The sequence below is a fragment of the Iodidimonas nitroreducens genome, from assembly GCA_000710935.1.
GTDB lineage: Bacteria > Pseudomonadota > Alphaproteobacteria > Sphingomonadales > Rhodothalassiaceae > Iodidimonas > Iodidimonas nitroreducens.
Genome location: BAYV01000008.1, coordinates 75192 through 92698, shown reverse-complemented (window position 1 = coordinate 92698; position 17507 = coordinate 75192). Strand labels below are relative to the sequence as shown.

The window sequence follows — 17507 nt, the reverse complement described above, 5'->3', positions numbered from 1 at the left end:
CGCATTGTCAGATGTCGCATCCCGGATGGCAGGCGGATGACACAGGGTCATTCGTTTATGAGCGCAAGCGAAGCGAGGGCGTAGCATGGCGACTTCTTTCACCGGTCGTAAGCGGGTTCGCAAGACCTTTGGCCGCATCCCCGAAGTAACGGAGATGCCGAATCTGATCGCGGTGCAGCGGGCATCCTATGATCAATTCTTCAAGGCTGGGGCGACCGAGGAGGAGCGGAAAGCCTCTGGTCTGGAGAGCGTTCTGCAATCGGTTTTTCCGATCACGGATTTTTCCAATACGGCATCCTTGGAATATGTCCGTTATGAACTGGAAGATCCAAAATATGATTTCGATGAATGTCGCGCTCGCGGGATGACGCTGGCCGCGCCCTTGCGCGTGACCTTGCGGCTGATCGTTTTCGAGGTTGATCCCGATACCGATGCGCGGTCTGTTCTCGATATCAAGGAACAAGACGTTTATATGGGCGATATGCCCCTGATGACCAAGAACGGGACCTTTGTGGTGAACGGCACCGAGCGGGTGATTGTTTCCCAGATGCACCGTAGTCCCGGCGTCTTTTTTGATCATGATAAGGGCAAAACCCATAGCTCGGGCAAGTTCCTGTTTGCAGCGCGGGTCATTCCTTATCGCGGCTCATGGCTTGATTTTGAATTTGACGGCAAGGACATTGTGAATGTGCGGATTGACCGCCGTCGCAAGCTCCCGGCCACCGTTCTGCTCTATGCCCTTGGCATGACATCCGAAGAGATCTTGCATTATTTCTACAAAACCATCAGCTATGAGCGCACCGAACAGGGCTGGAAAGTGCCGTTCCTTGCCGATAAATGGCGCGGCGCCAAGCCCGATTATGATGTGGTGGATGCGGCATCCGGCGAAGTGGTGATCGAGGCGGGCAAGAAAGTCACCCCGCGTCTTGCCAAAAAGCTCGAAAAGGATGGAATCCAGGCGCTTTTGGTTCCGGCGGAAGAAATCGTTGGCCGCTATGCTGCCGAGGATCTGGTTGATGATCAAACCGGGGCGATTTATATCGAAGCCGGTGAGGAAATCACCGATGCGCATCTGGAAAGCCTTTATGAAGCGGGCTTTGTGGAACTGCGCGTTCTCGATATCGATAATATGTCGATCGGCCCCTGGATCCGCAATACGCTTCAGGTGGATAAGGTCGAGGGCTATGAGCAGGCCCTGGCCGAGATTTACAAGGTGATGCGCCCCGGCGAGCCACCAACCAAGGAAACCGCCGAAGCCTTGTTCGATGGACTGTTTTTTGATCCCGAACGCTATGATCTTTCGGCAGTTGGCCGGGTGAAGATGAATATGCGGCTGGGTCTTGATGCCGAAGATACCGTGGGGGTTCTGCGTCAGGAAGATATTCTTTCGGTGCTGCGCCATCTTGTGGATCTGAAGGATGGCCGGGGCGAGGTGGATGATATCGATCATCTGGGCAATCGTCGTTTGCGTTCGGTTGGCGAATTGCTGGAAAATCAGTATCGCGTGGGCCTTTTGCGGATGGAACGAGCCATTCGTGAGCGGATGTCCTCGGTGGATATCGATACCGTGATGCCCCATGATCTGATCAATGCGAAGCCTGCAGTGGCTGCCGTGCGCGAATTCTTTGGCAGTTCGCAGCTTTCGCAATTCATGGATCAAACCAATCCACTGGGCGAAATCACCCACAAGCGTCGCGTGTCGGCGCTTGGACCGGGGGGTCTCACCCGTGAGCGGGCGGGCTTTGAGGTGCGCGATGTGCATCCCACTCATTATGGCCGCATCTGCCCCATCGAAACCCCTGAAGGCCCGAATATCGGCCTGATCAATTCCCTGGCCACTTATGCCCGGGTGAATAAATATGGCTTCATCGAAACCCCTTATCGCAAGGTGGTGGATGGTGTGGTCACCCGCGATGTCGTTTATCTTTCAGCCATGGAAGAAAGCCGCCATACCATCGCGCAGGCGAATGCCGAACTGGATGAAAACAACCGCTTCGTGGCGGATCTGGTCTCCACACGCTGTGCCAGCGAATTCATGCTGGCTCCGCCCGAACAGATCACCTTGATGGATGTCAGCCCCAAACAGCTTGTGTCCGTTGCGGCGGCGCTCATTCCGTTCCTTGAAAATGATGATGCCAATCGCGCTCTCATGGGCTCGAACATGCAGCGTCAGGCGGTGCCCTTGGTGAAGGCGGAAGCGCCGTTCGTGGGCACCGGCATGGAAAAGGTGGTGGCACAGGATTCCGGCGCATCCATCGCAGCCCGGCGTACGGGTGTGGTGGATCAGGTGGATGCCATGCGCATCGTGGTGCGAGCCACCGAAGATGTAGGCCCGGGGGATCCCGGCGTGGATATCTATCGCCTGTCGAAATTCCAGCGCTCCAACCAGAATACCGCCATCAATCAGCGGCCTTTGGTGCGCAAGGGTGATATCGTCTCGAAAGCCGATATCATCGCCGATGGACCCTCGACCGATCTGGGGGAACTGGCGCTGGGGCGGAATGTGCTGGTCGCCTTCATGCCTTGGAATGGCTATAATTTCGAGGATTCGATCCTTCTGTCTGAACGCATCGTGAAAGAAGATGTGTTCACCTCGATCCATATCGAGGAATTCGAGGTGATGGCCCGGGATACCAAGCTGGGGCCGGAAGAAATCACCCGCGATATTCCCAATGTGGGCGAAGAAGGTCTGCGCAATCTGGATGAGGCCGGCATCGTTTATATCGGCGCCGAAGTGCATCCGGGTGATATTCTGGTGGGCAAGATCACCCCCAAGGGCGAAAGCCCGATGACCCCGGAAGAAAAGCTTCTGCGCGCGATTTTCGGGGAAAAGGCATCGGATGTGCGCGATACATCCATGCGTTTGCCGCCGGGCGTTGCGGGCACCATCGTCGAAGTGCGGGTGTTTAATCGCCATGGTGTGGAAAAAGACGAACGGGCCCTGTCGATCGAGCGTCAGGAAATCGAACGTCTGCAAAAAGACCGTGATGACGAACGCGCCATTCTGGAACGTAATATCTTTGCCCGCCTGAATGATCTGATCCTTGGCCATGTGGTCAGCGCCGGGATCAAGGAAATGAAAAAGGGCACCGTGGTCACGGCCGAGGCTTTCGAGGCTCTGTCGCACAAGGATCGCTGGAATATCGCGGTTGATGATGATGCCGTGATGGCGGAAATCGAAGCCCTGAAAAAGCAGTATGATGAATCCCGCGCCAATCTGCAGCGCCGCTTTGAAGAAAAAGTGGATAAGCTGCAACGCGGGGATGAAATGCCGCCGGGCGTTTTGAAAATGGTCAAGGTTTTCGTGGCCGTGAAGCGCAAGATGCAGCCCGGCGACAAGATGGCCGGTCGGCATGGCAATAAGGGGGTCATCTCGCGGATTTTGCCGGACGAAGACATGCCCTTCCTTGAGGATGGATCGCCGGTGGATATCGTGCTCAATCCTTTGGGCGTGCCATCGCGGATGAATGTGGGCCAGATTCTTGAAACCCATCTGGGTTGGGCCAGCCGTGGTCTTGGTCGGCAGATCAATCGCATGGTCGAAGCCTGGCATGATAATGTCGAGGAAAAATCGGCGGTGCTTGGCGATATTCGAGGGCGCTTGTCATCGATCTATGGCAAGGAGCAATATGATGCCGATATTGCCACTTTAAATGATGGTGAGCTGATCGAGCTTGCCAGCAATATGTCTTATGGTGTGCCTTTCGCGACGCCGGTTTTTGATGGCGCGGTGGAAGCCGATATCTGTGAGATGCTCAAAAGCGCCGGGCTCGATGAATCCGGTCAGGTTGATCTTTATGATGGCCGCACCGGAGAACAATTCGACCGGAAGGTGACAGTCGGCTATATTTACATGCTGAAGCTGCACCATCTGGTGGATGACAAGATCCACGGACGGTCGATCGGCCCCTATAGCCTCGTGACCCAGCAGCCGCTGGGCGGTAAGGCGCAATTCGGTGGTCAGCGCTTCGGTGAAATGGAGGTCTGGGCCTTGCAGGCTTATGGTGCCGCTTATACCTTGCAGGAAATGCTGACGGTGAAATCGGATGATGTGGCCGGGCGCACCAAGGTCTATGAGGCTATTGTCAAGGGTGATGACACCTTTGAAGCGGGCATCCCCGAATCCTTCAATGTGCTCGTGAAGGAAATGCGGAGCCTTGGTCTCAATGTCGAGCTTTTGTCGAGCGAAACAGAGCAGAGCTAATCATCCCGGACGGCGATTGCGCCGTCCGTGGATCAACCCAATGTCGGGCAGCCTCAAGCTGGGAAGCGTTCTGAGATGAATCAGGAACTGATGAATTTCTTCAACCCGGGCCAAAAGCCGGAGAGCTTTGATCGTATCAAGATCTCGCTCGCCAGCCCCGAACGGATCCGGTCATGGTCTTTCGGTGAAATCAAAAAGCCCGAAACGATCAACTATCGTACCTTCAAGCCGGAACGGGATGGCCTGTTCTGTGCGCGCATCTTTGGTCCGATCAAGGACTATGAATGCCTGTGTGGCAAATACAAACGCATGAAATATCGCGGGATCATCTGCGAGAAATGCGGTGTTGAAGTCACCCTTTCAAAAGTGCGGCGTGAACGCATGGGCCATATCGAATTGGCGGCCCCGGTCGCGCATATCTGGTTCCTGAAATCGCTGCCATCGCGGATTGGTCTGCTCCTTGATATGATGCTCAAGGATCTTGAGCGGGTGCTTTATTTTGAAAGCTTCATCGTCACCGAGCCGGGGCTGACCCCACTGAAGAAATATCAGCTTCTCTCAGAAGAAGATTTCTATCGGGCGCAGGATGAATATGGCGAAGACAGCTTCACCGCCGGGATCGGTGCTGAAGCCATCCGCCATATGATGGAAACCCTTGATCTGGAAGCCGAGCGCGAAACCCTGCTGAAAGATCTGGCGGAAACCAAATCGGAACTGAAGCCCAAAAAGATCGTCAAGCGGCTGAAGGTGGTGGAAAGCTTCATCGAATCCGGCAATCGCCCGGAATGGATGATCATGACCATCATCCCGGTGATCCCGCCCGAATTGCGCCCGCTGGTGCCGCTCGATGGCGGTCGGTTCGCAACTTCCGATCTCAATGATCTCTATCGCCGGGTGATCAACCGCAATAACCGCCTGAAGCGGCTGATCGAATTGCGGGCGCCTGATATCATCATCCGAAATGAAAAGCGGATGCTGCAGGAAGCGGTGGATGCGCTGTTCGATAATGGTCGGCGGGGCCGCACCATTACCGGCAATAACAAACGCCCGCTGAAATCGCTGAGCGATATGCTGAAAGGCAAGCAGGGCCGTTTCCGCCAGAATCTGCTGGGCAAGCGCGTCGATTATTCCGGTCGTTCGGTGATCGTTGTGGGGCCGGAACTGAAGCTCCATCAATGTGGCCTGCCCAAGAAGATGGCGCTGGAACTGTTCAAGCCCTTCATCTATTCGCGGCTCGATAAAAAGGGCATCGCCACCACCATCAAGCAGGCGAAAAAGCTGGTTGAAAAAGAGCGGCGCGAGGTGTGGGACATTCTCGATGAGGTGATCCGCGAACATCCCGTGATGCTCAATCGCGCGCCAACGCTTCACCGTTTGGGCATTCAGGCGTTCGAGCCGGTGCTCATCGAAGGCAAGGCGATCCAGCTTCATCCGCTGGTGTGCGCCGCCTTCAATGCCGATTTCGATGGCGACCAGATGGCCGTGCATGTGCCCTTGTCTTTGGAAGCGCAGCTTGAAGCGCGGGTGCTGATGATGTCCACGAATAACATCCTCAGCCCGGCCAATGGTAAGCCGATCATCGTGCCCAGCCAGGATATCGTTCTGGGGCTTTATTATATTACGCTGGAGCGTGAAAACGAGCCGGGCGAAGGTATGATCTTTGGCTCGCTCGATGAAATCCAATATGCCCTCGATAATCATGTGGTGACCCTGCACAGCAAGATCATCGCGCGGGTTCATACGGTGGATGAAAATGGCGATCCCGTGACCCGGCGGGAAAATACGACGCCGGGCCGCATGTTGCTGTCGCAGCATTTCCCGAAAAATAAGAATATCCCCTTTTCCACCATCAATAAGTTGATGACCAAGCGGGAAATTTCCGAAGTCATCGATATCGTCTATCGCCATTGCGGTCAGAAGCAGACCGTGCTGTTTGCCGATGGCATCATGGCTTTGGGCTTTGCCCATGCCTGCCGCGCGGGCATTTCCTTTGGCAAGGATGACATGGTGATTCCTGATACCAAGGTGCGTTTGGTCGATGAAACCAAATCTTTGGTGAAGGAATATGAAGAACAATATCAGGATGGTTTCATCACGCAGGGTGAAAAATACAACAAGGTTGTTGATGCCTGGGCCCAATGCACCGACAAGGTGGCCGATGAAATGATGCAGGAAATCTCGGCGCGCCGCATGGATAAGGTGACGGGCCGGGAGATGGAGATCAATTCCATCTATATGATGTCCCATTCCGGGGCGCGTGGTTCACCCGCGCAGATGAAGCAGCTGGCCGGGATGCGGGGCTTGATGGCCAAGCCTTCGGGTGAAATCATCGAAACCCCGATCATCTCGAACTTTAAGGAAGGCCTGTCGGTTCTTGAATATTTCAATTCAAGCCATGGGGCCCGGAAGGGTCTGGCCGATACGGCTCTGAAAACCGCCAATTCCGGCTATCTCACCCGTCGTCTGGTGGATGTGAGCCAGGATTGCGTGATCGTCGAGCATGATTGTGGCACCGAAAAAGGCCTTGATCTCACTGAAGTCGTCGAATCCGGGGAAACCGTGGTCAGCTTGTCAGAGCGGATTCTGGGCCGCACGGCTGCCATTGATATCATGGACCCCGTTTCGGGTGATCTGTTGGTTGCGGCGGGCACGCCCCTCAATGAGATCGAGGCGGAAAGAGTGGAGCAGGCCGGAGTCACGTCGGTGCGTATTCGGTCGGTGCTTACCTGCGAAACCCGCGCGGGCACCTGCGCCCTTTGTTATGGGCGGGATCTGGCGCGCGGAACGCCGGTGAATATGGGCGAAGCCGTGGGTGTCATTGCAGCCCAGTCGATTGGCGAGCCGGGCACCCAGCTCACCATGCGCACCTTCCATATCGGCGGTACGGCGACAGTGTCTGAGCAATCGTCGCTGGAAGCCGGCTATGATGCCACCGTGCAATATGAACAGGCCCATGCGGTTCCTGATTCCAAGGGACGGCAGATCGTCATGAGCCGCAATCTGGAAATCGCCCTGATCGATGGCGAAGGTCGGGCCCGTTCAACCCATCGTGTGCCTTTCGGGGCGCGGCTGATGGTGAGCAATGGCCAGGAAGTGAAAAAAGGTGCAAAGCTCTGTGATTGGGATCCCTACACCATCCCGATCATCACCGAAAAATCCGGTATCGTGCGCATGATCGATCTGATCGATGGCGTATCGGTCAAGGACGTGGTCGATGAAACCACGGGCATCACCTCGAAGGTGGTGATGGATTGGCGGTCGTCTCCCAAAGGTGGCGAGTTGCGCCCGCGCCTGACCTTGCGCGATAAGAATGACGAAGTGGTTGAATTGGCCAATGGCACCGAAGCCCGCTATTTCATGTCGGTGGATGCCATTTTGTCGGTCGAGGATGGCCAGCGTGTCAGCGCTGGTGATGTGATCGCGCGTATTCCCCGGGAAGCTGCAAAAACCCGCGATATCACCGGGGGTCTGCCGCGCGTGGCGGAATTGTTTGAAGCCCGCCGTCCCAAGGAACACGCGATCATCGCCGAAAAAGATGGGACCGTGGAATTTGGCCGCGATTTTAAAAACAAGCGCCGCATCATCATTCGTCCGGATACCGATGGCGATGAGCCGGTCGAATATCTGGTCCCCAAAGGTAAGCATATCTCGGTGCGGGAAGGGGATCATATCCTGAAGGGGGAATATCTCCTCGATGGTAACCCAGCGCCCCATGATATTCTTGAAGTGATGGGCACGGCGGCTCTCGCTTCTTATCTCGTGCAGGAAGTGCAGGATGTCTATCGCTTGCAGGGCGTGAAGATCAACGACAAGCATATTGAAGTGATCGTTCGCCAGATGCTGCAAAAAGTAGAGATCACCCATCCCGGCGAATCGACCTTCCTGCTGGCCGAGCAAGTGGATCGCGAAGAGATGGAGATCGAAAACGAAAAGCTGGAAAAAGCCGGACGGATGCCTGCGCAAGGCAAGCCGGTGCTTTTGGGGATCACCAAGGCCAGTCTGCAAACGCGGTCGTTCATCTCTGCCGCATCCTTCCAGGAAACCACGCGCGTGCTCACCGAAGCCTCGGTTGCGGGCAAGGTGGATAATCTTGTGGGGCTGAAGGAAAATGTGATCGTGGGTCGCCTCATCCCGGCTGGGACGGGGGCGGTGATGCGCCGCTTGAAAGATGAAGCGGGCCGCCGGGATCAGGAATTCCAACTGCGCCAGCAGGCCGAAGCCGAAGCCTCGAAACTGGCGGCACAAGCGGCGGCAACACAGGCGGCCTCTGAGGCAGCCTCTGAAGCCGCGGCGCAGGATGCCGGGTCTGAAGGCTCATCAGAAGGCTGAGGTCATAAAAGGCCGAGGATCGGTATCAGCTTCCGGTTTTAGGCGACAGGCCTGAGTCTTGAATATCTTAAAAACGGGTGCCAGCTTCGGCTTGGTGCCCGTTTTGCTTGTATGGATAGCCAAGAGGCTCGACCGTTACTGATTTCTGGCACAAAAATCATTGTGCATCTGTCGGAAAAGCATTCGAGAACAGAAGAAAATTAGTCTGGTTATTTCGGTTGACGCCCATGAAGGCCGTGCATATAGTGCGCACCTCGCTCGGGCCCGGGTGGTGGCAGTTTTTCCTGCCAGACACCGGTGTCGTACGAGCTAAAACGGAATGACTTTACTGGATCACCTGGTTGCCGAACATCTCTGGCGGCAAAGTGCCGGAGACGATGCGGCTGCATTTTTATGCGGTACATGTTCGACAGTCAGGGCCATTCCAGCAGCCAAGTGGAAGAAGAGGACGCATGCCGACTATCAATCAGCTCGTGCGCAGGCCGCGCAAGGCGCCCGTAAAACGCAATAAGGTTCCTGCCCTTGATGCGTGCCCGCAAAAGCGTGGCGTTTGTACGCGCGTATATACGACCACTCCAAAGAAGCCGAATTCGGCCCTGCGTAAGGTGGCTCGTGTCCGTTTGACCAATTCGATCGAAGTGACCAGCTATATCCCCGGTGAGGGGCATAATCTGCAGGAACATTCGGTCGTTCTCATTCGTGGCGGTCGTGTAAAGGATCTGCCCGGTGTCCGTTACCACATTCTGCGTGGTGTTCTGGATACGCAGGGTGTGTCCAGCCGTCGTCAGTCCCGTTCGAAATATGGCGCCAAGCGTCCGAAATAAGAGGATAGAGCGATGTCACGTCGCCATCGTGCGGAAAAACGAGAAATCCTTCCTGATCCAAAATTCGGGGATGTTGTTCTCACTAAATTCGTCAATAGCCTGATGTATGACGGCAAAAAGTCGATTGCAGAAACAATCGTCTATGGTGCCTTCGATCAGGTTGAAGCACGTGCGAAAACCGATCCGCTGCCGGTTTTCCATGAAGCCCTTGATCATGTGAAGCCTGCCATCGAAGTGCGCTCGCGCCGGGTTGGTGGGGCCACTTATCAGGTCCCTGTGGAAGTGCGGTCTGATCGCGCCCAGGCTTTGGCGATTCGCTGGCTGATCGATGCGGCCAGAAAGCGCAGTGAAAAAACCATGGGTGAGCGTTTGGCAAATGAATTGCTGGATGCCTCCAATAATCGTGGTGCCGCCGTGAAGAAGCGTGAAGATACGCATCGCATGGCAGATGCCAATAAAGCCTTTTCGCATTATCGCTGGTAATTCAGCCGCCCCACCAGACAGAGAGCTTGTCAAGTCATGTCACGTCAGACGCCCCTTCTTCGGTATCGCAATATCGGCATCATGGCCCACATCGATGCCGGCAAGACCACGACGACCGAACGCATCCTTTATTACACGGGCCGTTCCCACAAGATCGGCGAAGTGCATGAAGGTTCGGCGACCATGGATTGGATGGAGCAGGAACAAGAGCGTGGCATCACGATCACCTCTGCTGCCACCACCTGTTTTTGGAAAGATCACCGGATCAATATCATCGACACCCCGGGCCACGTGGATTTCACCATTGAAGTCGAGCGGTCCTTGCGGGTTCTGGATGGTGCGGTTGCGGTGTTCGATTCGGTTGCCGGTGTTGAGCCACAGTCGGAAACCGTGTGGCGGCAGGCTGATAAATACAAAGTCCCGCGGATGTGTTTCGTCAATAAGATGGACCGCATGGGGGCGAATTTCTCGCGCTGCGTTGATATGATGAAAACCCGTTTGGGCGCCGTGCCTCTGGTCATTCACATGCCCATCGGTGCCGAATCGGAATTTGTCGGCCTCGTCGATCTTCTGACCATGAAAGCCTTTATCTGGCACGATGAATCTTTGGGTGCAGAATGGGATGTCGCCGATATTCCAGCTGACATGAAAGACGATTGCGAACTGGCGCGTCAGGAAATGATCGAAACCGCCGTTGAGGTTGATGAAGCCTTGATGGAAAAATACCTGGAAGGCGAAGAGCCCAGCGAAGCCGAATTGAAAGCGGCCATTCGCAAAGGCACCATCGGTCTCAATTTCGTTCCGGTTCTGTGTGGCTCGGCTTTCAAGAACAAGGGCGTGCAGGCGCTTTTGGATGCGGTGGTCGATTATCTTCCGGCTCCCACCGAAGTCCCCGCGATCAAGGGCGTTTCGGTTGATGATGCCGAAAAGCACATGGAGCGGAAATCCAGCGACGAAGAGCCCTTCTCGGCCCTTGCTTTCAAGATCATGAACGATCCTTTCGTGGGCACCCTCACCTTTGCCCGGATTTATTCCGGTAAGCTGAGCCGCGCTGATCAGGTCACCAATACGGTGAAGGGTAAGAAGGAAAAAATCGGCCGGATGCTGTTGATGCATGCCAATTCCCGTGAGGAACTGGAAGATGCCTATGCGGGCGATATCGTGGCTTTGGCTGGTTTGAAAGATACCACCACCGGCGATACGCTCTGTGCGGCCAATGCCCCGATCATTCTCGAGCGTATGGAATTCCCCGATCCGGTGATTTCCGTGGCCGTGGAGCCGAAATCAAAAGCCGATCAGGAAAAGATGGGGATCGCTCTCCATCGTCTGGCTGCCGAAGATCCCAGCTTCCGCGTTCGCTCCGATGAGGAATCGGGCCAGACCGTGATTGCGGGCATGGGCGAATTGCATCTCGATATTCTGGTCGATCGCATGAAGCGGGAATTCAAGGTTGAAGCCAATGTGGGCGCGCCCCAGGTGGCTTATCGTGAAACCTTTGCCCGTGAAATCGAGATTGACTATACGCACAAGAAGCAATCGGGTGGCTCGGGTCAGTTTGCCCGGATCAAGATTGTTGTTTCTCCCGGTGAGCGGGGCGATGGTCTTGAATTCTCTGATGAAATCAAGGGCGGCAATGTGCCTCGGGAATATATTCCCGGTGTTGAAAAAGGCATCAAGGATGTTGCCGAATCCGGGGCGCTGATCGGCTTCCCGATCATCGATTTCAAGGTGCGGCTCATTGATGGGGCATACCATGATGTCGATTCCAGCGTTCTCGCCTTTGAAATCGCCGGTCGTGCTGCTTTGCGCGAAGCGGCAGCGAAAGCCGGGATCAAGCTGCTTGAACCCATGATGAAGGTCGAGGTCGTTACGCCTGAAGAATATATGGGCGACGTGATCGGCGATCTGAATTCCCGTCGCGGTCAAATTCAGGGAACTGAAGCCCGTGGCGTGGCCCAGGTTGTGACAGCGGTTGTGCCGCTGGCCAATATGTTCGGCTATGTGAACCAGCTCCGCTCGTTCAGTCAGGGCCGGGCTCAATACACCATGCAGTTCAGCCATTATGATGATGTGCCGAATGCAGTGGCCGAAGAAGTGAAAGCCAAGCTTGCTGGCTGATTAGCAAGAAGACCTGTTCATGCGCCGGGGATTTGCTCCGGTGCCTCTGGCAAAATATAAAGGACCAGGAAATGGCGAAGGCGAAATTTGAGCGGAACAAGCCGCATGTGAACATTGGGACGATTGGCCATGTTGACCATGGCAAGACGACCCTGACGGCGGCGATTACGAAGGTTTTGGCGCTGACGGGCGGCGCGACGTTCACGGATTATGCGAATATTGATAAGGCGCCAGAGGAGCGGGAGCGTGGGATCACGATTTCGACCTCGCATGTGGAATATGAGACGGAAAACCGTCACTATGCGCATGTGGATTGCCCGGGCCATGCGGATTATGTGAAGAACATGATCACGGGTGCGGCGCAGATGGATGGAGCGATTCTGGTTGTTTCGGCTGCGGATGGCCCGATGCCGCAAACGCGCGAGCATATTCTGCTGGCGCGTCAGGTTGGTGTTCCTTCGCTCGTTGTTTTCTTGAACAAGGTTGATCAGGTTGACGATGAAGAGCTTTTGGAGCTTGTTGAGCTTGAGATTCGTGAGCTTTTGAGCGCCTATGAATTTCCTGGTGATGATATTCCGATTGTTTCGGGCTCGGCGCTTGCGGCTTTGGAAGACAAGACGCCTGAGATTGGTGCGACGAAGATTCTGGAATTGATGGCGGAAGTTGATCGCTATATTCCGACGCCTGAGCGTCCGATTGACAAGCCGTTTTTGATGCCGATTGAAGATGTGTTTTCGATTTCGGGCCGTGGGACGGTTGTGACGGGCCGTGTTGAGACGGGCATTGTGAAGGTTGGCGAAGAAGTTGAGATTGTTGGGATCACGACGACCCGGAAGACGACGGTGACGGGTGTTGAGATGTTCCGCAAGCTGCTTGATCAGGGTCAGGCTGGTGACAATATCGGCGCGTTGCTGCGCGGGATTGGCCGGGATGATGTTGAGCGGGGTCAGGTTCTGGCGAAGCCGGGTTCGATCACGCCGCACACGAAGTTCAATGCGGAGACCTATATTCTGACGAAGGAAGAAGGGGGCCGCCACACGCCGTTTTTTGCCAATTATCGTCCGCAGTTTTACTTCCGGACGACGGATGTGACGGGGACGGTGACCTTGCCTGAGGGCACGGAAATGGTGATGCCGGGTGATAATGTGACGATTGGTGTTGAATTGATTGCGCCGATTGCCATGGATGAAGGCCTGCGATTCGCGATCCGCGAAGGTGGTCGCACGGTGGGTGCCGGCGTTGTTGCGTCGATCGTTGCCTGATTGATCATCGCCTGAATTGAAGATAGATCCGCAGCAAATGCGGTTGAGAAAGACAAAATAATGGAAGCGCAAAATATACGCATCCGATTGAAGGCGTTCGATCACCGAATCCTGGATCAGGCTTCGGGGGAAATCGCGAACACCGCCAAGCGGACAGGCGCATTGGTTTTGGGGCCGATCCCCATGCCGACGCGAATCGAGAAGTTTACCGTTCTGCGCTCGCCGCACATCGATAAGAAGTCGCGCGAGCAGTTCGAGGTGCGGACCCACAAACGCCTCCTCGATATTATCGATCCCACGCCGCAGACGGTGGACGCACTCATGAAGCTGGATCTTTCGGCGGGTGTGGACGTCGAGATCAAGCTGCAGGGGTAAGCAGCAATGCGCACCGGATTGATAGCAAAAAAAATGGGCATGACCCGCATTTTCGATGACGCCGGACGGCACGTCCCCGTGACGGTTCTGCAGATCGAAGATTGCCAGGTTGTCTCGCAGCGCACCACCGATCGGGATGGCTACACAGCCGTTCAGCTTGGTGCGGGCAAAGCAAAAGTAAAGAATGTGTCTGCGCCGATGCGCGGGCACTTCGCCAAAGCCGAAGTCGAGCCTAAGATGCGTCTCGTCGAATTCCGCGTATCGGATGATAATCTGATCGATGTGGGAGCCACTCTTTCTGTTGAGCATTTTGTGCCCGGCCAGAAAGTGGATGTGAGCGGGAACAGCAAGGGCAAGGGATTTGCCGGTGCCATGAAACGGCACAATTTCGGCGGTCTTCGCGCTTCGCATGGTGTGTCTATCTCGCATCGTAGTCATGGCTCGATTGGCCAGTGCCAGGACCCTGGAAAGGTTTTCAAGGGTAAGAAGATGGCCGGTCATATGGGCGATGAGCGGGTGACCACGCAAAATCTCGAAGTGGTGGATGTGCGCGCCGAAGAGGGCCTGATCCTCGTTCGCGGTGCCGTACCGGGTGCCAAGGGCTCGTGGATTCTCGTTTCGGATGCGGAAAAATTCCCGCTGCCCGAGAATGCGCCGCGCCCTGCCGCCATCAAGGCCGTTGCCAATGCACAGGCCGCTCCAGCCACCGATGCGGCGCCGACGGTTGAGGCCGAACCGGTGTCTGCTGATCACGAGACGAAGGAATAGTGCAATGAAAGCCGACGTCTTGACTTTGGATGCCGAAAAGGCGGGCTCGATCGAGCTTGATGATGCGATTTTCGCATTGGAAGCCCGTGCCGACATCCTTCACCGTATCGTCAATTGGCAGCTTGCCAAGCGCCGGGCCGGCACCCATGCGGTTCAGTTCCGCTCGGATGTGACGGCCACCGGCAAGAAGGCCTATAATCAGAAAGGCTCCGGCAATGCCCGCCATGGCAATCGCCGCGCCAATCTGTTCCGTGGGGGTGGTCGCGCTTTCGGGCCGATTCCCCGGGATCACGGCTTTTCTTTGCCCAAAAAAGTGCGCAAGCTGGGTTTGAAAACCGCGCTCAGCGCCAAGCAGGCCGAGGGTCGTCTGGTGATCCTTGACACGCTGGCACTGGACGAGGCAAAGACCAAGAGCTTTCTGGAAAAGCTCAGCAAGCTTGGCCTTGCCAATGCGCTCTTCATTGACGGTTCCGAAATTGATGCGAATGTGCGGCGCGCTGCTGCCAACATTCCCAACATCGATGTGCTGCCCAGCCAGGGTGCCAATGTGTACGACATTCTTCGTCGCGACACGCTGGTCCTGACCAAAGCCGCCCTCGAAAAACTTGGCGAGAGGCTGAAATGACCGGCCACAAGCATTATGACGTGATCTTGCGTCCCGTGATCACCGAAAAGGCGACATTGGGTGCAGAATATAATCAGGTGACATTCATTGTTGCCCCCAGCGCCACCAAGCCCGAGATCAAGGCGGCCGTGGAAGCGCTGTTCGATGTCAAGGTGAAGAAGGTCAATACACTGGTTGCAAAGGGTAAAACCAAGCGCTTCCGGGGTATTCCCGGGCGTCGCCCTGATGTGAGAAAAGCGATGGTGACCCTTGTTGAGGGCCATAGCATCGATGTGACGACGGGGATCTGAACAAATGGCATTGAAACAATATAAGCCGGTGACCCCCAGCCAGCGCGGCCTCGTTCTGGTTGATCGCTCGCAGCTTCATAAAGGCGCGCCGGTCAAGAAATTGACCGAAGGTCTGAGCAAAAAGGGTGGCCGGAACAATAATGGCCGAATCACCGCGCGGCGTCGGGGTGGTGGTCATAAGCGGACCTATCGCATCATCGATTTCAAGCGTCGGAAATGGGATATGGAAGCCACTGTTGAGCGGTTGGAATATGATCCCAATCGGTCGGCTTTCATTGCCCTCATCACCTATGAGGATGGTGAACAGGCCTATATCATTGCGCCTCAGCGTTTGGCTGCGGGTGACAAGATCGTGGCCGGCAGCAAAACCGATGTAAAGCCCGGCAATGCCATGCCCTTGTCATCGGTTCCGGTTGGTACCATCGTTCATAATGTCGAGCTGAAAGCCGGTGCGGGTGGCAAGATCGCCCGAGCTGCCGGGACTTATGTGCAGCTCGTCGGTCGTGATCAGGGCTATGCCATTCTGCGCCTGACATCCGGTGAGCAGCGCAAGGTGCGGGCCGAATGCATGGCAACAGTGGGCGCGGTTTCCAATCCCGACAAGCAGAATGAGACCCTGGCGAAAGCCGGTCGCAATCGCTGGCTTGGCAAGCGTCCGTCCGTGCGTGGTGTTGTGATGAACCCGGTGGATCATCCTCATGGTGGTGGTGAAGGCCGCACATCGGGAGGCCGTCATCCGGTCACCCCGTGGGGCAAGCCGACCAAGGGTGCGAAAACACGGTCGAACAAGGCCACTGATAAGTACATCGTGCGGTCACGACATGACCGTAAGAAGAAACGGTAAGGGGGCCGATTGAAATGGCACGTTCTGTTTGGAAAGGCCCGTTTGTGGAACTTTCTCTGCTCAAAAAGGCAGAGGAAATGCAGGATGCCGGCAAGAAGCAGGTGATTAAAACCTGGTCGCGCCGGTCCACCATCATGCCGCAATTCGTTGGCCTCACCTTTAATGTTTATAACGGTCAGAAGTTCGTACCGGTTTACGTTACGGAAGAGATGGTTGGTCATAAGCTTGGTGAATTTGCGCCGACGCGGACCTATTATGGTCATGCGGCGGACAAGAAGGCGAAGAGGAAGTAATCGTGGGTAAGCAAGTCAATCCGCGCCGCGTTTCCGATAATGAGGCGCTGGCCGTGGGCAATATGCTCCGCGGTTCACCACAAAAGCTCAATCTGGTGGCGGAAACCATCCGAGGCTTACCGGTTGAAAAGGCGCTGGCATCCCTGCGCTTTAACCGCCGGGGTGCCGCCGAGCAGGTGCGCAAGGTTCTCGAATCGGCTGTGGCCAATGCCGAGAACAATCACAATCTCGATGTCGATCAGCTTGTGGTCGCCGAGGCAAGCGTGGGCAAATCGCTGGTCATGAAAAGATTTCGCGCCCGTGCCCGCGGTCGTGTCGGCAAGATTTTGAAGCCCTTCAGCCGGCTTCGGATCGTTGTCCGCGAAGTTGAGGAGAAATAAGGATGGGTCACAAGGTCAATCCGATCGGTCTGCGCCTTGGCGTCAACCGGACATGGGATTCGCGCTGGTATGCGGATCGCGGTGAATATGGCAAATTGCTGCATGAAGATCTGAAGATCCGTGAGTATATCAAGGATCGTCTGGCCCAGGCCGGGGTCAGCCGGGTGATTATCGAACGCCCTGCCAAAAAGCCCCGGGTCACGGTGTATTCCGCGCGTCCGGGTGTGATCATCGGCAAAAAGGGTGCAGATATCGATAAGCTCCGTCTTGAGCTTTGTGCGCTGACGGGTCAGGAAACGACGCTGAACATCGTTGAAATCCGTAAGCCGGAAATCGATGCCACCCTGATTGCTGAAGGCATAGCCCAACAGCTTGAACGGCGGGTGGCATTCCGTCGCGCCATGAAGCGGGCGGTGCAATCGGCGATGCGTTTGGGCGCTTTGGGTATTCGCGTTAATGCGGGCGGTCGTTTGGGCGGTGCTGAAATCGCGCGGACCGAATGGTATCGTGAAGGGCGCGTGCCGCTTCACACCTTGCGGGCCGATATCGATTATGGCACAGCCCGGGCCAAGACGGCCTATGGCATCTGCGGGATCAAGGTCTGGGTGTTTAAGGGAGAAATCATGGAACATGATCCCTATGCTCAGGAAAAGCGCCATCAGGACACACAGACAGCGAATGCCGGTGGGCGTCGCTGATAACGACCAAGAGT

The 17507-nt window shown here is 55.7% G+C and carries 14 protein-coding genes; all 14 read left to right on the top strand.

The genetic code is table 11. The features are described from left to right. Nucleotides 1-85 precede the first annotated feature (85 nt). Nucleotides 86-4204, top strand: a complete 4119-nt coding sequence (gene rpoB, locus AQ1_RS03210; protein ID WP_042084132.1) for a DNA-directed RNA polymerase subunit beta — start codon at nt 86-88, stop codon at nt 4202-4204. A gap of 75 nt (nt 4205-4279) precedes the next feature. After that, a complete protein-coding gene (gene rpoC, locus AQ1_RS03205) occupies nt 4280-8533 on the top strand; it encodes a DNA-directed RNA polymerase subunit beta' (RefSeq protein WP_042084129.1) in 4254 nt (1417 codons plus the stop codon). 452 nt (nt 8534-8985) lie between these two features. Next, on the top strand, nt 8986-9357 hold the full coding sequence (gene rpsL / locus AQ1_RS03200) for a 30S ribosomal protein S12 (protein WP_042084127.1): 372 nt from the start codon (nt 8986-8988) through the stop codon (nt 9355-9357). A 12-nt stretch (nt 9358-9369) separates the two neighbouring features. Next, on the top strand, nt 9370-9840 hold the full coding sequence (gene rpsG / locus AQ1_RS03195) for a 30S ribosomal protein S7 (RefSeq protein ID WP_042084124.1): 471 nt from the start codon (nt 9370-9372) through the stop codon (nt 9838-9840). 36 nt (nt 9841-9876) lie between these two features. Then, nucleotides 9877-11958: an elongation factor G gene (gene fusA / locus AQ1_RS03190; RefSeq protein ID WP_042084122.1), complete on the top strand. Its 2082-nt coding sequence runs from the start codon at nt 9877-9879 to the stop codon at nt 11956-11958. A gap of 71 nt (nt 11959-12029) precedes the next feature. Beyond that, on the top strand, nt 12030-13220 hold the full coding sequence (tuf, locus tag AQ1_RS03185; RefSeq protein ID WP_042084119.1) for an elongation factor Tu: 1191 nt from the start codon (nt 12030-12032) through the stop codon (nt 13218-13220). Nucleotides 13221-13280: 60 nt separating this feature from the next. Next, nucleotides 13281-13595: a 30S ribosomal protein S10 gene (gene rpsJ / locus AQ1_RS03180; RefSeq protein WP_042084117.1), complete on the top strand. Its 315-nt coding sequence runs from the start codon at nt 13281-13283 to the stop codon at nt 13593-13595. Between the two features lie 6 nt (nt 13596-13601). Beyond that, the gene (gene rplC, locus AQ1_RS03175; protein ID WP_042084115.1) at nt 13602-14363 is read left to right on the top strand and encodes a 50S ribosomal protein L3; all 762 of its coding nucleotides are present in this window, start codon (nt 13602-13604) and stop codon (nt 14361-14363) included. Nucleotides 14364-14367: 4 nt separating this feature from the next. Continuing rightward, entirely contained in the window at nt 14368-14988 is a 621-nt protein-coding gene (rplD, locus tag AQ1_RS03170; protein ID WP_042084112.1) for a 50S ribosomal protein L4, read from the top strand. Continuing rightward, the gene (locus AQ1_RS03165) at nt 14985-15278 is read left to right on the top strand and encodes a 50S ribosomal protein L23 (protein WP_042084110.1); all 294 of its coding nucleotides are present in this window, start codon (nt 14985-14987) and stop codon (nt 15276-15278) included. Before rplD ends, AQ1_RS03165 begins: the two co-directional genes overlap by 4 nt. A gap of 4 nt (nt 15279-15282) precedes the next feature. Beyond that, nucleotides 15283-16122, top strand: coding sequence for a 50S ribosomal protein L2 (gene rplB, locus AQ1_RS03160; protein ID WP_042084108.1), 840 nt, complete (start codon nt 15283-15285; stop codon nt 16120-16122). Nucleotides 16123-16136: 14 nt separating this feature from the next. Next, nucleotides 16137-16415, top strand: a complete 279-nt coding sequence (gene rpsS, locus AQ1_RS03155; RefSeq protein ID WP_042084105.1) for a 30S ribosomal protein S19 — start codon at nt 16137-16139, stop codon at nt 16413-16415. A 2-nt stretch (nt 16416-16417) separates the two neighbouring features. Then, entirely contained in the window at nt 16418-16795 is a 378-nt protein-coding gene (rplV, locus tag AQ1_RS03150; protein ID WP_042084103.1) for a 50S ribosomal protein L22, read from the top strand. A gap of 2 nt (nt 16796-16797) precedes the next feature. Then, nucleotides 16798-17493, top strand: coding sequence for a 30S ribosomal protein S3 (gene rpsC, locus AQ1_RS03145; protein WP_042084101.1), 696 nt, complete (start codon nt 16798-16800; stop codon nt 17491-17493). Nucleotides 17494-17507 lie beyond the last annotated feature (14 nt).

What these genes read in the sequence shown, in the direction of transcription:
- rpoB (WP_042084132.1), top strand. Translation starts at nt 86, where the DNA reads ATGGCGACTTCTTTCACCGGTCGTAAGCGGGTTCGCAAGACCTTTGGC.
- rpoC (WP_042084129.1), top strand. Translation starts at nt 4,280, where the DNA reads ATGAATCAGGAACTGATGAATTTCTTCAACCCGGGCCAAAAGCCGGAG.
- rpsL (WP_042084127.1), top strand. Translation starts at nt 8,986, where the DNA reads ATGCCGACTATCAATCAGCTCGTGCGCAGGCCGCGCAAGGCGCCCGTA.
- rpsG (WP_042084124.1), top strand. Translation starts at nt 9,370, where the DNA reads ATGTCACGTCGCCATCGTGCGGAAAAACGAGAAATCCTTCCTGATCCA.
- fusA (WP_042084122.1), top strand. Translation starts at nt 9,877, where the DNA reads ATGTCACGTCAGACGCCCCTTCTTCGGTATCGCAATATCGGCATCATG.
- tuf (WP_042084119.1), top strand. Translation starts at nt 12,030, where the DNA reads ATGGCGAAGGCGAAATTTGAGCGGAACAAGCCGCATGTGAACATTGGG.
- rpsJ (WP_042084117.1), top strand. Translation starts at nt 13,281, where the DNA reads ATGGAAGCGCAAAATATACGCATCCGATTGAAGGCGTTCGATCACCGA.
- rplC (WP_042084115.1), top strand. Translation starts at nt 13,602, where the DNA reads ATGCGCACCGGATTGATAGCAAAAAAAATGGGCATGACCCGCATTTTC.
- rplD (WP_042084112.1), top strand. Translation starts at nt 14,368, where the DNA reads ATGAAAGCCGACGTCTTGACTTTGGATGCCGAAAAGGCGGGCTCGATC.
- AQ1_RS03165 (WP_042084110.1), top strand. Translation starts at nt 14,985, where the DNA reads ATGACCGGCCACAAGCATTATGACGTGATCTTGCGTCCCGTGATCACC.
- rplB (WP_042084108.1), top strand. Translation starts at nt 15,283, where the DNA reads ATGGCATTGAAACAATATAAGCCGGTGACCCCCAGCCAGCGCGGCCTC.
- rpsS (WP_042084105.1), top strand. Translation starts at nt 16,137, where the DNA reads ATGGCACGTTCTGTTTGGAAAGGCCCGTTTGTGGAACTTTCTCTGCTC.
- rpsC (WP_042084101.1), top strand. Translation starts at nt 16,798, where the DNA reads ATGGGTCACAAGGTCAATCCGATCGGTCTGCGCCTTGGCGTCAACCGG.